The organism is Fodinibius sp. SL11 (assembly GCF_052060035.1).
GTDB lineage: Bacteria > Bacteroidota > Rhodothermia > Balneolales > Balneolaceae > Fodinibius.
The window spans coordinates 49,693-64,833 of record NZ_JBPOEA010000007.1; the positions used below are offsets into that span (position 1 = coordinate 49,693).

Annotated in this window: 8 protein-coding genes; 2 read left to right on the forward strand and 6 right to left on the reverse strand. The window is 42.2% G+C overall.

What is annotated here, in order from left to right; translation table 11 throughout:
- Nucleotides 1-53: 53 nt before the first annotated feature.
- The 3 genes from ACQ76V_RS09820 to ACQ76V_RS09830 form a co-directional block, all read right to left on the reverse strand.
- The gene (locus ACQ76V_RS09820; protein WP_441000321.1) at nt 54-1,286 is read right to left on the reverse strand and encodes an NAD(P)/FAD-dependent oxidoreductase; all 1,233 of its coding nucleotides are present in this window, start codon (nt 1,284-1,286) and stop codon (nt 54-56) included.
- Between the two features lie 5 nt (nt 1,287-1,291).
- A complete protein-coding gene (gene murI, locus ACQ76V_RS09825; RefSeq protein WP_441000322.1) occupies nt 1,292-2,113 on the reverse strand; it encodes a glutamate racemase in 822 nt (273 codons plus the stop codon).
- A gap of 85 nt (nt 2,114-2,198) precedes the next feature.
- Nucleotides 2,199-10,139, reverse strand: a complete 7,941-nt coding sequence (locus ACQ76V_RS09830; protein WP_441000323.1) for a lamin tail domain-containing protein — start codon at nt 10,137-10,139, stop codon at nt 2,199-2,201.
- A gap of 267 nt (nt 10,140-10,406) precedes the next feature.
- Between ACQ76V_RS09830 and ACQ76V_RS09835 the strand changes: the two genes are divergently transcribed.
- Nucleotides 10,407-10,817, forward strand: coding sequence for a hypothetical protein (locus ACQ76V_RS09835; RefSeq protein ID WP_441000324.1), 411 nt, complete (start codon nt 10,407-10,409; stop codon nt 10,815-10,817).
- A gap of 71 nt (nt 10,818-10,888) precedes the next feature.
- Here the strand turns inward: ACQ76V_RS09835 and asd are convergent, their stop codons facing one another.
- Entirely contained in the window at nt 10,889-11,947 is a 1,059-nt protein-coding gene (gene asd, locus ACQ76V_RS09840) for an aspartate-semialdehyde dehydrogenase (RefSeq protein WP_441000325.1), read from the reverse strand.
- A 176-nt stretch (nt 11,948-12,123) separates the two neighbouring features.
- Here asd and ACQ76V_RS09845 point away from each other — a divergent pair, with 176 nt between their 5' ends.
- Nucleotides 12,124-13,596 (forward strand): glycine--tRNA ligase, encoded by a 1,473-nt coding sequence (locus ACQ76V_RS09845; protein ID WP_441000326.1) that lies wholly within the window; start codon nt 12,124-12,126, stop codon nt 13,594-13,596.
- 113 nt (nt 13,597-13,709) lie between these two features.
- Here the strand turns inward: ACQ76V_RS09845 and ACQ76V_RS09850 are convergent, their stop codons facing one another.
- Nucleotides 13,710-14,276, reverse strand: a complete 567-nt coding sequence (locus ACQ76V_RS09850) for a superoxide dismutase family protein (protein WP_441000327.1) — start codon at nt 14,274-14,276, stop codon at nt 13,710-13,712.
- Nucleotides 14,277-14,356: 80 nt separating this feature from the next.
- Nucleotides 14,357-15,112: an alpha/beta hydrolase family protein gene (locus tag ACQ76V_RS09855; RefSeq protein ID WP_441000328.1), complete on the reverse strand. Its 756-nt coding sequence runs from the start codon at nt 15,110-15,112 to the stop codon at nt 14,357-14,359.
- Nucleotides 15,113-15,141 lie beyond the last annotated feature (29 nt).

A 15,141-nucleotide genomic window follows, 5' to 3' on the forward strand; every position in this document is an offset into this window, starting at 1 on the left:
AGCACTCTGTTTTAAGCGATAGGATTAGTTATCTGATATAGTAGGATCTACGACTATTCTGAGGCAATATGTTGGGCGGCAATCCATCCGGTTGTCCAAGCCGATTGAAAGTTATAGCCTCCGGTAATGCCATCGATATTGAGCACTTCACCTGCAAAATAAAGGTTAGACACTTTTTTACTTTCCATGGTCCCCATGTTGATCTCATCCAAGGGAATACCGCCGCTGGTCACAAACTCTTCTTTGTAGGTGGTCTTTCCTTTTATATGGTAGTTCGCATTTGTTAGCTCTTGTGTGAGATCATGAATATTCTCATTAGACAGCTCTGCCCATCTTGTATTCGGATTGATTTGAGCCAGTTCCAAAAATCGATTCCAAAGTCGGCCGGGGATGGGAAAGGCATTTTGTTTTTTAGTAGTTTTTCGAGCATTCGTGTCCCGAAGTTTTTTCAGGGTCTCTTGAACGGTGTGGGCTTTGTTAGGGTATATCCAATTTACTCGAATAGTGAAGGTATAATTTTGATTGTGAAGATACCGCGCTGCCCAGGCCGAAGTCTTCAGCACGGCCGGACCGCTCAATCCCCAGTGTGTAATTAAAATAGGTCCTTCATGCTGATAGGAAGTACCTTCAATACTGACCGATCCATTTTCTACGGATATGCCGGACAGATCCTCAAATATTTTGTTTTTAAAGTTGAAGGTAAACAGTGACGGCACGGGTTCGATAATGGAATGCCCCAGTTTTTCCAGCCACTGGTAGGTACTGCGTCGATTGGATCCCCCTGTAGCTATGACTACAGCATCAAAAATTTGGGGCTCTTTATTTTTGATCGATAGCTTGAATTGATTCTTGTTTGTAGGGTGCAGCGCTTCCACGCGATGACGGTTGAGTATATTAACATTGTATCTATCGGCTTCCCTTTTTAAACAACTAATGATCGTCGATGAGTCATCAGTAGTGGGAAACATGCGTCCGTCACTTTCAGTTTTAAGCTCAACGTCACGTTCTTCAAACCAAGATACCGTATCAGCCGGCTGAAATTGTTCAAAAGCCCAGCGAAGTTTGCGCGATCCCCGGGGATAAGCTTTAGACATTATTTCCGGATCAAAACAGTGATGGGTCACATTGCAGCGGCCCCCACCCGAAATACGAACTTTGGAAAGCACTTCCCTGCTTTTTTCGAAGATCGTTACTTTTAGCGATGGATCAAGTCGAGCGGCATTAATAGCGGCAAAAAATCCGGCTGCGCCTCCGCCAATAACAGCGATTTTTGGGGATCTTGGCATATTTTCTAAAGGTCGATAAACTCTGAATTTATTTCTTTGTTCCAGAACACATTGGCATGAGCATTAAAATCATCAGTAGAATCGGTGGTAAGAAATCTGCGTGTTCCGTTTTGGGAGCATTTTTGTTCAATTTCTGGATGTCGTTTTAAATAATTGGCCAGGCTTTTAGCAACGATCTCACCCTGGCTCAGGATTGTAATCTCATCCCCAACAAATTGCCTGATTTTATCCATAAGCAAAGGATAGTGGGTACAGGCTAACAGCAGGGTATCAATTTTATTGGACTTGGATAGAATGCTATCGATATGTTGCTTTACAAAATAGTCGGCTCCATCGCTGTCATATTCTTGGTTTTCAACCAGGGGCACCCACATTGGGCACGCCTCTTGATGAACTGTCAGTTCCGGGAACTGCTGTTTGATCTCCATAACATACGATTCTGAATTAACGGTTCCGCTGGTCCCGAGAATTCCCACATGTCCTGTTTTAGAGTGGATGCCGATTATTTCGGCAGTGGGACGGATTACGCCAAGTACGCGTCGTTCGGGATCAATATTTGGCAGGTCTTTCTGTTGAATACTGCGAAGGGCCTTGGCTGACGCTGTATTGCATGCCAGAATAACCAGATGAGAATTTTGAGAGAAAAGGTATTTTACACATTCCAGAGTGTAGTGATAAATCGTTTCAAATGAGCGGGTTCCGTAAGGAGATCTCGCATTATCACCCAAATAGAGATAGTCATATTGGGGAAGTTCATTGACAATATCTTTCATGACTGTTAACCCGCCGTAGCCGGAGTCAAAAATACCAATTGGAGCAGAACTCATTGAGGGGAGTTAAACGTTTGATCTTAGAATTTTTTAGATGAGCTAAAACTAAGAAAAATATCCCAATTCCTAATTCTTCAATTCGCTAATTAAGTTTTCGGGCCAAGACCACTGTTTTTTTGAATGTTCTGTCACTTCCCGAAGCACTGTCGTATGCTTCAAAAATGACGATATAGATACCGATTCTGTTGCGGCCGTTATCATCTTTACGGCCATCCCAAATAAGTTGTCCTTCAAATCCAGCTTTTTTACCGTCAGCAAGAGTACGCACCAAGCGCCCATAGCGATCATAAATGCGAACTTTCATCAGATAATCCTGCTGATCCAGCTTATAGTTAATAAATAAGTTGTCTTCATACCCATCACCATCCGGGGAAAAGGGATTCGGCTCAAAGCTGATTCCGGTTTCTTCATTTATTTCAGCATTTTTTTGATAGATAGAATTTTCACTGTTCGGGGTGCCGCCTTTTTCGGTGACGCTGGAACCCCAGTTGGAATCATCATCGCTGGGACCACTGGGAGCGATACGCTCGAGGCTGATGCCCCGCGTATCAATAATGTTGGGATTATGCCAGCTTTCATCATAGAAGACCGAATCAATGGTAGCTCCTGTACTGTCGGCGATGTAGATTGCATCATCAGACGAGGCCAAACTTAGACTGGACCGATCGGCCTGAATAATGGATTCCATGCTGGGCGACTCCAAATCAAAAAAGGTAGATGTGTGGCTCTCCTCAAAATTCGTGGCTTCATCGGCATAAATAAGGACATGACTCTGTGAAGGAACCCATTTTGCAGTTGTAGAAATCGGTTGAATATCGCGTATGTCTCCATTTTCATCCGGCTCATCATGTAAATACAACCCTTCGAGCGAAATAGCGTAATCTTGGGTATTTCGTAGTTCGATGTATTCACTCTGATCCGGAAGATTGTCGTCTGAGTCGCTCAAAGGATTGAACATAATCTCATTAATAACAAGATCGCCACGCTGCATTTTTTGCGCCACCGAAATTTCAGTGTTTTGGGTCATGTTCCCTTTTACATCACTAAGACTTTTAGCTCTGATCTTGGTGCTGTTAGCAGTGTTATTTTTTGTTTTGGAGGCCTCAAGAAGAATGAAATTAGCGTTGGTGGAATCAAATGCAGAAACTGAAAGTTGTTGATCTCCATAAAAAAAGGCTAACTCATCACTCAGTCGGATAAACTCGTTAAATCGAACTTCGAATGTTCCTTCTGTCAACACTTTTGAAAATATGATTTTCGGAGGGGCGGTATCTTCCAGAAACGAAATATTTTGGTTTCCGGCCGAGTTACCATCATTTGAACTGTTCATGTTCCAGTTTGAGGCATCATTGGAAGCTGCCAATGGGTCTTTACGTTCAAGAGAAGATCCATCATTTTTTCCGCTCCAACTTTGGTAATAGCGCAATGAATCGATTGTTTTACTATTTTTATTTTTGATATAGATGTCATCGGGGGTGTTATTATTCAATGATGGGAATCCACTTATTGCTACCCCATTGGATATGCCGGTAGCAAAATTTTGATTTCCGGTAAGGACGATAAAATCTCCGGCTTTGAGTTGCACGGGATTTTCAATGGTGGTTTCAGTGCTGTAATCTCCAATCTCCCAGTTTGTCAAATCAAAGTTTTTATCGGATGCATTGTAGAGTTCGATAAAATCTGCTTTGTTACTGCTACCGGGGTCATACAAGATCTCATTTATAACAATTTCTCCGTATTGGGCAGTATCTATCTTTAGGTATTTAAACTCTTGGTTAGCGCTCATTAAGGTATTTCCAAAAATGTCGGAGATATTCGAAACCGTAACCTCATAAGTCTGACCATCAACAAGTTCCTGTTCCAAGAATAGTGTCACCGTCTTGTTTTGAGCAGATATCAACTGTATCTCAATTGATGGAGAAAGTTGATAATTTTGTTTATTTGTCGCCGATGAGGGGGTTGGTTTTTCTGAAAAAAAGAGTTCAATCTTGTTGTTACCAATACTTGAAAGGTTTTCGAATGAAGGAGCCATTCGGTCTTGAAGCACTTCGTTTTGAGATCCCGGTGTGCCAAATCCATTGGGGGCATCTTCCCAGTTTTTACTGAATATCCCAGCGACCTGTGTCGTTCGTCGCTCGAGTGCAACTTCATCTCCGCCCCAGCCGGAGGAGTATTGCAGGGAATCCAGTAGGTTACCGTTTTGGTCCCGGATGATGATTTGGTCGCCACCATTGTTGAGGGCAGGAAAACCGCTCATGGTAACCAAAGAAATGTCGGGATGGTTGGTTAACAAGGTGTTATCAGGGGCAATAACCACAAAACTATCCGGAGGCACAATGAAGCGTGAATTGGTAATGGTTGCTCGAATTCCACGATTATCGCTCAACATCCAACCACGCAGATCCAATGACTTTTCCGATTTGTTATAAATTTCAATGTATTCGGTACTTCGTGATGGTGGAACAAAATTAAATTCATTGATAAAAACGTCTCCTGAATTCGGATTAGAAACCTCATAATAGGTAAAAGTAGTATCCACCTCTGTCATTATATTGCCAAATAGATCGGCAATATTTTTAATAGTTAAGGTGTATGTGATTGCGTTTTGTAACTGATCTTCAAGCGTTATAAAAGCAGTATCTGGAGCTGAAAATTGGCTATCTATTATATTATGAGAACTTGAAAGGGAGTAGTTATGAATATTTTCTACGGTATTTCTACTCAGTTGCTCCGAAAATATCACGGTTAATTCTGTACTATTTCGGATCTCAAATTCTTTAACAATGGGGGCATCAAAATTAGGTTCAATTTTATTTTGGGAGCCGGGGGTACCAAAACCATTGGGGGCATCGCCCCAATTACTTCGATGAATGGCGGAAAGATCAAATGAACGTCGTTCTAAAGCTACTTCATTAGTTATTCCCCAAGCATCGTTGTATCGCAGAGTGTCGAGGCGGGTGCCATCCGCGGTTCTAATAACAATATCATCACCTGTATTGTTGAGTGATGGAAAAGAACTTCCCATAGTAAGGAAAGTGATGTCTGGAAAACTACTTTTCAATGTATGATCTGGTGCAATAACAATAGTACTGTCGGGTGGTAGTATAAATTGTTGGTCCGCAATTGTTTGTCGATTACTGTTATTGTCATTGATGGTCCAATGTTGCAGGTCAAACGATTTTGTTGTCGTATTACGGAGTTCTACGTATTCCGTAGATCCGGAAGGAGGGACCGACATGAATTCACTAATAAATACATCTCCGCTATCAGCCGTTGAAATTTTGAAGTAGGTGAACGACGTATCACGGTTGGATAATATGTTGCCGTAGATATCGTGAATACTATTGGTCGTAAACTGATAATTAACCGCGTTTTGCATAGTAGAAGCAAGGGTAAGAATAACAGAATGTTCTCCATTTGCTGAAGCTTGACTAATTTCAAGAGATTCGGAAAGTTGATAGTTATTTGGATTTTCCAGGGATTGTTGCAGTATAGGTTCATTAAAATTGACTTCGATGGAGCTTGCATTTAAAATTTCCAAGGAAACGAGATCGGGTGGTGATTGGTCAGCCCCAATTTCATTAGCAGATCCTGGGGTTCCAAATTTGTTTGGAGTATTGCCCCAATTGCTTTGATAAGTGCCCGACACATCAGTAGTTCTACGTTCAAGTGCAATTTCATCACCACCCCATTCAGAGGAATATTGCAGAGAATCCAGCAGAACGCCACTTTGGGTTCGGATGATAATTTGGTCTCCATTGTTGTTAAGGGCAGGAAAATGATGCATTGTGATAAGAGCAATATCAGGATACTCCGATTCGATCGTGCTATCAGGGGCAAGAACCACAAAACTATCCGGAGGCACAATAAATTGATCATTCGAAACGGTAGCCTCAAAACCTTCCCTGTTGTCACTGAGGGTCCATCCCTGCAGGTCGAGGGATTTGTTGGAATCGTTATATAGTTCAATGTACTCAGTAGCTCCGGAAGGGGAAGCATACATGAATTCATTGATAGATACGTCACCGGAATCAACGGGAGAAATTTCGTAGTAAGTGAATGAAGTATCCGTTAATGGTAAAGAATTTTTAAAAAGATCTGAAACTCCTTCTATTAACAAGGTGTAAGTTGAGGCATTTTTTAGGGTACTGTCGATCGATAAAAATATGCTGTCCGGTGCAGAAAAAAGCGTCTCACTAATAATTAAATTACCCGAAAGTGAAAAGTTATTAAGATCTTTAGCTAAATCTGCGTCCAGATATTCTGAAAATATTAGGAGCAATTCTTGGTTATTACGAATAACCAGATTTTCAAGTGTTGGTGGCTTTGTATCAGGTTTAACCTCATTTCGTGATCCGGGGGTACCAAATCCATTGGGTGCCTCTTCCCAGTTGCTTTGATAAATAGATGAAAGGTTGAATGAACGCCGCTCCAAAGCTACTTCATTGGTTCCCCAATTGTTTTGATATTGTAGTGAGTCAAGGCGGGTACCGTCGCCAGTTCTGATTACAATATTATCACTTGTGTTGTTGAGTGATGGAAAGGAACTTCCCATGGTAAGCAAAGTAATGTCAGGAAAGTCAGTCAACAAAGTTTGATCAGGCGTGATGATAACAGCACTGTCGGGTGGCAGTATAAATTGTTGGTCCGTAATTATTTGTCTATTACCGGTATTGTCATTGATGGTCCAATGTTGTAGGTCAAATGATTTTGTAGTCGCATTACGGAGTTCCACGTATTCCGTAGATCCGGAGGGAGGAACCGACATGTATTCACTAATAAGTACATTTCCACTATCTGCTGAAGAAATTTCATAGTAAGTAAATGTAGTATCTCGGTTGGATAGGGTATTGCTAAATATATCTTGAATACCATTGATTGTAAGTTGATAGTCAACAGCGTTTTGTAAAGAAGAAGCAAGGATAATAGACACAGATTGTTCTCCGCTTGCTACTGCCTGTTCGATGGAAATAGAACCAGAAAGCTGATAGTTGTTTATATCTTCCAGCGATTGTTGCTGGAGCAGTTCATTAAAATCAATTACTATGGAATTACTGCTTGTAATGTTGAGGTTTGTAAGGTTGGGCGGAGTTTGATCTGCTTCGATATTATTCCCAGAACCTGGTGTGCCAAATCCATTGGGGGCATCGCCCCAGTTATTATGATAGATCGCGGGGACGTCAATAGAACGGCGCTCTAATGCTACCTCGTCATTGCCCCAGTTCGAAGAATAGCTGAGTGAATCCAACAATGTCCCATTGCTATCCCGAATAGTTATGTTATCACCACCGTTATTTAGCGACGGGAAGCCTCCCATGATTATAGTGGCACGTTCAGGGTAATTAGATTCCAGAGTATTATTTTGGGTAATCACTACAAAGTTATCGGGCGGTACGATAAATTGTGAATTGGTAATTAGATCCTGATTCTGTCTGGTATCACTGAGGGTCCATCCCTGCAAGTCGAGTGACTTTGAAGAGCGGTTATAAATCTCAATATATTCTGAGCTATTTGATGGCGGAGCCGACATAAACTCATTAATGGCAACATCTCCAGAGTCAACGGGTGTGGGGTTGTAAAAAGTAAATGATGAATCAGTGGGAGTTATTGTATTTCCGAATATATCGGTGATATTTTCGATAGATAAATTGTAAGTGGTATTATTTTGCAAACTGTTGTCAAGTGGCAAGCGTACTGTATCAGGTGAGGAAAAAATTGCATTTGCAATCGAAACCCCGTTAGATAGGTTGTAATTACTTGGATCTTCTGCTGTAGCTTGCTTCGGTTGTTCCGAAAAGGTAATGGTAAGCTGATTTTGCTGAATCGAAAGCGATTGTAGTTTAGGAGGAGTAGTATCTGTTGCTACTTCATTGGCAGATCCTGGAGTTCCAAAGCCGTTAGGATTATTGGCCCAATTGTTTTGGTATGTGCCTGAAACATTAACGGCGCGACGTTCCAGTGCGACTTCATCACCGCCCCAGCCGGAGGAATATTGTAGAGAATCCAGCAGGCTACCGTTCTGGTCCCGAATGATAATTTGGTCGCCGCCATTATTAAGGGCAGGAAAACCGCTCATGGTAACCAAAGAAATGTCGGGATGGTTGGTTAATAAGGTGTTATCAGGAGTAAGAACCACAAAACTATCCGGAGGTACAATAAATTGATCACTTGAAATGGTAGCCTCAAAATCTTCCCTGTTGTCACTTAGTATCCAGTTTTGAATATCAATTGATTTGTTGGAGTGGTTGTAAAGCTCGATATATTCGGAGCTGGTTGACGGCGGCGCATACATTACTTCATTTATTACCACATCGCCTGAATCTGCGGGAGATGGATCATAAAATGTAAAAGAGGTATCGGTGGGGGTGATGGTATTGTCAAAAATATCTTTTGTATTATCAATAGAAAGGGTATAGGTCTGAGCATCTTGAAGAGTTGAACCCAATAAAAGTTCTACGGTGTCAGCTGCTGTTTGATTAACGGATGATATGCTATTATTGGTGATACTATAACTGCCGGTTTGATCAAGGCGCTCACCAAAAACAAGTTGAAGATTTTGGGCAGATAGAATATACAGACCAGTAAGTTTTGGAGGCGAATTATCAGGAGCTATCTCGTTAGCGGTGCCAGGTGTACCGCCATCGGGATGGGGAGAATCTCCCCAATTTTCTTGGTAAATGCTTGATGTTGACGACGATCGCCGTTCCAGAGCTACATCTGTGCCACCCCAGTTTGAATTATATGTTAGTGAATCTACTTTAGCTCCAGCATTAGTGATTAATTGTACGGCATCAGGAGTTGTATTATTGAGAGCAGGGAAAGTGGTTTGGTGGTAGGATCTATTTCCAAAAAGGTTATAAAGTACCGTGGTATCGGCAGAAATAACCAGAAAACTGTTAGGTTCTATGGGGATCGGATCCGATCCTAAACTGGAACTACTGTTATTATCAGCAATTTGCCAGTCGGCAAGATTTAGATACTTATTACTGGTGTTTTTTATTTCAATGTACTCTTCATTGATCGTCGTTGGATAATCATAAGCAAATTCGTTGATGACGAGGTCTCCATCCGTATAGGCGTCAAAAAACTGAAACTTAAAATCTATATTGGAATCGATGGCATTTCCTTCACTGTCCTTAATATCGTTGACAGTCAGGGCATATCCCCCGCCGGGGATAGGATCGTTATAAATTAGTTGAACAAGGTTGCCTGAAGTACTGATGTTATCTGGATTGCCGATATTGGGCGAAATGATAAAATCAGATGTTTGAATACTGGCCGGGTCAACGTCCAGATTAAAAGAGACCTCAATGGTTTGATTATCTACAACGGTAACCTCTTGAATGTCCAATGGAGGATTAATTTTTGTGACTTTTATATCATCATATTCAAAGCCCGTGGAACGAGAACCAATATATTTACTGAAAAGACCAATAAATATATTGGTTGAATAGGTGTTATCATTTGCAGTTCCTTGCGAAATAAATGAAGTGCCACCACTAGGGTCAGCAAACAATTCCCATTCCCCGTTTATGTTTCGTGTAGCTTTAATCCGTACATTGACGGAACTTGAACCAACCAAGCCATCAGTACCATCAATAATTTTCGAGGCGTTGTTGCCATCTTGACGGTATAGGCTTACTTCGTCTGGAGTATTCCCTACCTCAATATAATAGCCATTCACATTACTCTTTATGGACTCAGTATCTGAAATAATATAAAATCGGGCTAAGCTTGTACTTGAAGTGGCAAAGTCCATGTTTATAAGAGCTTCCCATTCTCCATAAGCAGCTGATGAAGTAGTACCAATTACGGCTTCATCAGCTACTGCCGGAGCGTCAAGCTGAAGCGTATTTGATGCATCAACAATATGCTTGGATTCTTTGTCAGTCCAAGTAGGGTTATTAGTATAATCTCCGTCACTAAAACTTTCATCAATGATGATTGTTTGAGCGAAGAGGGATGATGTAATAGAAATGAAAATCCCAATGAAAAGGAAAACCAACTTAGTTTTGTATTCCATACCGATTTGCTTGATGAATAGTCTGCCAGAAGAATAATAGAGCAGATTATGAACCCCCAATAATTCCTTCAACGCAAAAAAAGAGGGTGAAACTGTTATCCACAGCTTCACCCCGGAAGGACATTTGATATTGCTCTCTATTTCAACGGCTTATACGCTTTTATGCGTTTCTGTTAGTAAGACCATTGAGATCATAAATCCTTACAAAATTTTTCCAGAAATTTTCTATACTTATTATTCAATGTTTAATTAATGTGATATAGTTTGATGAATTACTCCTCTAATCCTTCCGTACCGGTTGAAATATCCAATATTAAGCACGGCTTGCAAGTGGCCAAGGGGCTGATGAAAGTGAAAGAAGACGGACTCCATTTGGAATTTGAGGTGAAAGATAGTTTTGTGGGGATCATAAAATCCGGTGTTCAATCGGCGGTTATTTCTTATGCTGATCTGGAAGACTTGCGTTTTGAAAAGGGGTGGTGGAATGGCAGCCTCATTTTAGAAGGCAGTTCCATGAAAGTGTTCGAAGATCTTCCGGGAAGTGAGCAGGGACGGTTAAAATTCAAAATAAAACGATCTGATCGGGGTGATGCCCAAAATGCGGTATCTTCGGCTCGGGTTCATCTCTCTGAACATAAGCTTGAACAAATGGAAAAAAGAGATGCTGAGGAAAGATAATATAAAAAGAAAATCCTGTCAGAGTTGAGGGCTCTAACAGGATGAAATATCATGTGAACAGATGTTAATTATTAGCTGATAAATCCTTTGGCAGTTAAGAGTTCGGCATTGAGAATAGCTCCGCCGGCCGCTCCTCGGATGGTGTTGTGTGCCATTGTCACATACCCCAAATCCATGACAGTACCTTCGCGAAGTCGTCCCACCGCCGTTTGCATTCCGCCTTCCCGATCGGCATGGAGACGGGGCTGGGGATAGCGATCTTCTTTATAAAGCCGAACTGGATTTTTGGGCGATGAGAGTAACTCTAAATTGGCAATGGGATTCTTCCAATTGGTAAATGCTTCTTCGGCTTCTTCAATTGATGAAGGAGCATTTTTCAGTTTCACTGATGCCGAAAGTAGGTGTCCCTCGATGGTCGGAACTCGCACAGCCGTTGCTTGGATCTTAAAATCATTAAAGGCAATAGTATCGTCTGACAGAGTCCCCAGAACTTTGGTGGCTTCGGTCTGCACTTTGGGTTCTTCTCCACCAATATAGGGCACCACATTTGCCACAATATCCATGCTTGAAACACCGGGGTAGCCGGCCCCCGAAACGGACTGCATTGATGTAACGATCAGCGAATCAATACCGAAGGCATCATGTAAGGGTTTTAAAGACATTGAAAGAGGTACGGAAACGCAATTGGGGTTGGTGACGATCCATCCATTGCCTTCGGGATCGAAGCTTTGCTTTTTAATTAATTCTGCATGGTCAGGATTTACTTCGGGCACTAGCAATGGAACCTGGTCATGCATGCGATAGTTTTTTGCATTGGATATGACAGGGATGCCTGCTTCGGCGAAGTTCTTTTCGATATCACCGGCAACGGAGGAATCCAATCCGGAAAAAACAAAATCGACGCCTTTGAATTCTTCGGGAGCACATGCTTTGACTTTCAGGTTAGCTGATGCAGAGGGCAGTTCGGTCTTTTCAATCCAGTGGACGGCCTGTTTGTACTTCTTTCCAGCGGAGCGTTTGGAAGCGCCCAATGCTTTTATGGTAAACCACGGGTGATTTTCTAAGAGACGAATAAACTTTTGTCCGACAGCGCCGGTAGCTCCGAGTACGCCAACCTGATACGAATCCATAATGTTGTTGATTAGGTAAACTTATTAAGTGTTAGGATAAATAAAAGGAATGAGGGAAGAATCATTCCTTTTAGAACGGGCAAAAATACACATAAAAGGATAATTAATTAAAGCAGTAATTTTTTCTATCTTTGGGCATCTCAAAATCATTGTTTAACCTAAATTTTAGCACGTACATGTCAGTTACCGAACTCGATAGTTTAGACACCATTGTGTCGTTGGCGAAGGCCCGCGCTTTTATTTATCAATCCTCAGAAATTTACGGTGGACTCGGAGCCGTATATGATTATGGTCCGCTGGGCGTGGAGCTAAAGCGAAACATTCGTGATATGTGGTGGAAGGAGATGACCCAGAGACATGATAATATTGTAGGACTCGATTCGGCGATATTTATGCATCCCAAAGTATGGGAGGCCAGTGGTCACCTCGATGGTTTTAACGACCCCATGATTGATGACAAGCAGTCGAACAAACGATATCGAGCCGATATGCTGATTGAAAATCATATTGCTAAGCTGCGCAGTGATGGTAAAGCGGATAAGGCCAATGAACTTCAGGAATTGCTGGATACTGCGGGATCGCGCAAAGGAGTGTGCGAAGATCTGCATAAGATTATTATGGATGAAGAGATCCGAGCTCCGGAATCCGGCGCGTTTGAATGGACCGAAGTACGTCAGTTTAACCTCATGTTCAAGACGCAGTTTGGGGCAACATCTTCCGGCGGTGAAGGAGATGACGCGGTTTATTTGCGTCCCGAAACGGCCCAGGGTATTTTTGTAAATTTTAAGAATGTCATGGACACCGCCCGTCAGCAGGTACCATTTGGCATTGCTCAGGTTGGTAAAGCCTTTCGCAATGAAGTTGTAGCACGTCAGTTCATTTTCCGCATGCGGGAATTTGAGCAGATGGAGATGCAATATTTTGTAGAGCCGGGAACCGATAAAGAGAGCTATGATCACTGGCTCAACAAACGCCTTGATTGGCATAAAGCATTGGGGATTCGTGAAGATAAGCTGCGCACGCATCCGCATCCCGAAGACAAATTAGCCCATTATGCTAAAGCTGCTGCCGATATTCAGTATGAATATCCCATTGGTTGGCAAGAGGTTGAAGGCGTTCACAATCGGACCGATTTTGATTTGAGTCAGCACATGGAATACTCAGGCAAGAAGCTGGAATATTATGATCAAAAGAAGCAGGAAAAGTATATTCCCTATGTAATTGAGACCTCAATCGGGTTGGATCGAACGGTGATGATGGTGCTTTGTGATGCCTACCGGGAAGAGGAAGTGGATGGCGATACCCGAACGGTCTTAAAGATGAATCCACAGCTGGCGCCAACGAAAGTGGGTATTTTTCCGCTAATTAAAAAGGATAAGTTGCAGGATCTGGCGCATAAGATTACTGATGATCTTCGTGAAGATTACAATGTGCTTTATGATGAGTCCGGTTCAATTGGTAAGCGTTATCGTCGGCAAGATGAAGCGGGAACGCCTTTCTGTGTGACAGTTGATTTTGATGGCGTTGAATCGGAAGGCGAAGATACGGTGACCATCCGCTATCGCGATGATATGACACAGGATCGGGTTCCGGTCAGTCGATTGAAGGAAGTTATTGATGACAAGGTGAAAAGCTGGAAACCCGAATAAATTTGCACCTAACTTTGCCTCATCTTGTACTTGATTCAAGGTCTATAGCTTATTAATAAAAAAAGGAGTTCACCATTAAAGTGAACTCCTTTTCTTTTTTGAGATCGTATTTTTTAAGTATCAGCGTTGGCGACTCCAATAACACCACATCCCATACGCGGACCAGCTGCGCCAGTGGGTTGTGATTTGAGATCATCTTCGCCACCGTGAATGATAACACCTCGTCCCATGATACTTTCCGGGCCATTCAGTGTGATTGTATTATCCACATAATCAATGGTGGCATTTCCGTTGGTATCAGCTTCGAGGTTACCCATATCTCCTACGTGCCGGTTTTCAGCTTCAGGACCGGCATGTGGATTATCTGCCGGATTATAATGTCCGCCGGCTGAGGTTCCGTCAGCAGCTCTACAGTCGCCATATTGGTGGATGTGAAATCCGTGCTTGCCTTCGGTCAATCCTTCAAATTCACCCTGCACGCGAACGCCATTTTCAACTTTGGTGAAAGTGACGTGCCCGGTGGCATCCCCATTTTCTGTAGGATGAACAACGGAAACAGCTTCAGCAAAAGTTGTAGCCGGTTCTGTTGTTGTTTCTTCCTGTTCCATTTCTTGTTGGGTGCATCCCATGGCGAAAAAGACCAATAAAAATGATAATAAATACTTTTTAAATGATTGCATATATACGATGATTTTGGTTTTTGTTAGAGTTCCAATCCTCAATTATTAACAAGAGCCAAAGTATAGGCATTCAATGAAATTTAAAAATAGCGATCAGCCCAGGCTGCAATAACTTCAGCTACAAATATACCGTCTTCCTCTTTGTTGAGCAGGTGATCTGCATCATCCAGTGAGACAAAGCTTTTGGGATGACGCGCCATTTTGTAGATGTGAGCCGCATTGTCGATGCCGACAATGTTATCAACAGGTGAGTGGAAAATCATGAGAGGGCGGTCCAGATTTTTCACTTTTTCGTCCATATTATTTTCCTCCAGATCATCAAGAAACTGTTTTTTGATTGTAAAGTCGCGGCCGGCCAGCGTTACAGTTGCTTTGCCTTCTGTTTTTATGGTATCAAGTTTGGCTCCAAACTTGTCTTTAATACTGGTGGGACTACTGGGAGCCGCAATTGTTACTACCGCTTTGGAGGATGTAATTCGAGAAGCTGCCTGAATCATCGCTGCCCCGCCCAGCGAATGTCCAATCAGTATAGCGGGCCCCTGCCAATGCGATTCCATATATTCTGATGCGGCAATGAGATCTTCAATGTTGGATGAAAAGTTAGTATCTGCAAAATCGCCCTCACTTTCTCCAAGGCCTGTAAAATCAAATCGAAAAACGCCAATACCATGTTTGGTAAGCGTTTTACTGAGGTTTTTCACGATTTTAAGATTTTTTGAGCAGGTAAAGCAGTGGGCAAAAAGTGCAAAGCTTTGGGCTTCATCATCAGGCTGATCTATCCGGGCTGCAAGAGAATCTCCAAAAGCGCCTTCAAACGTAATTTTTTCTGATCGCATGAGTGGTCCTCAATTTATATTTTATATGC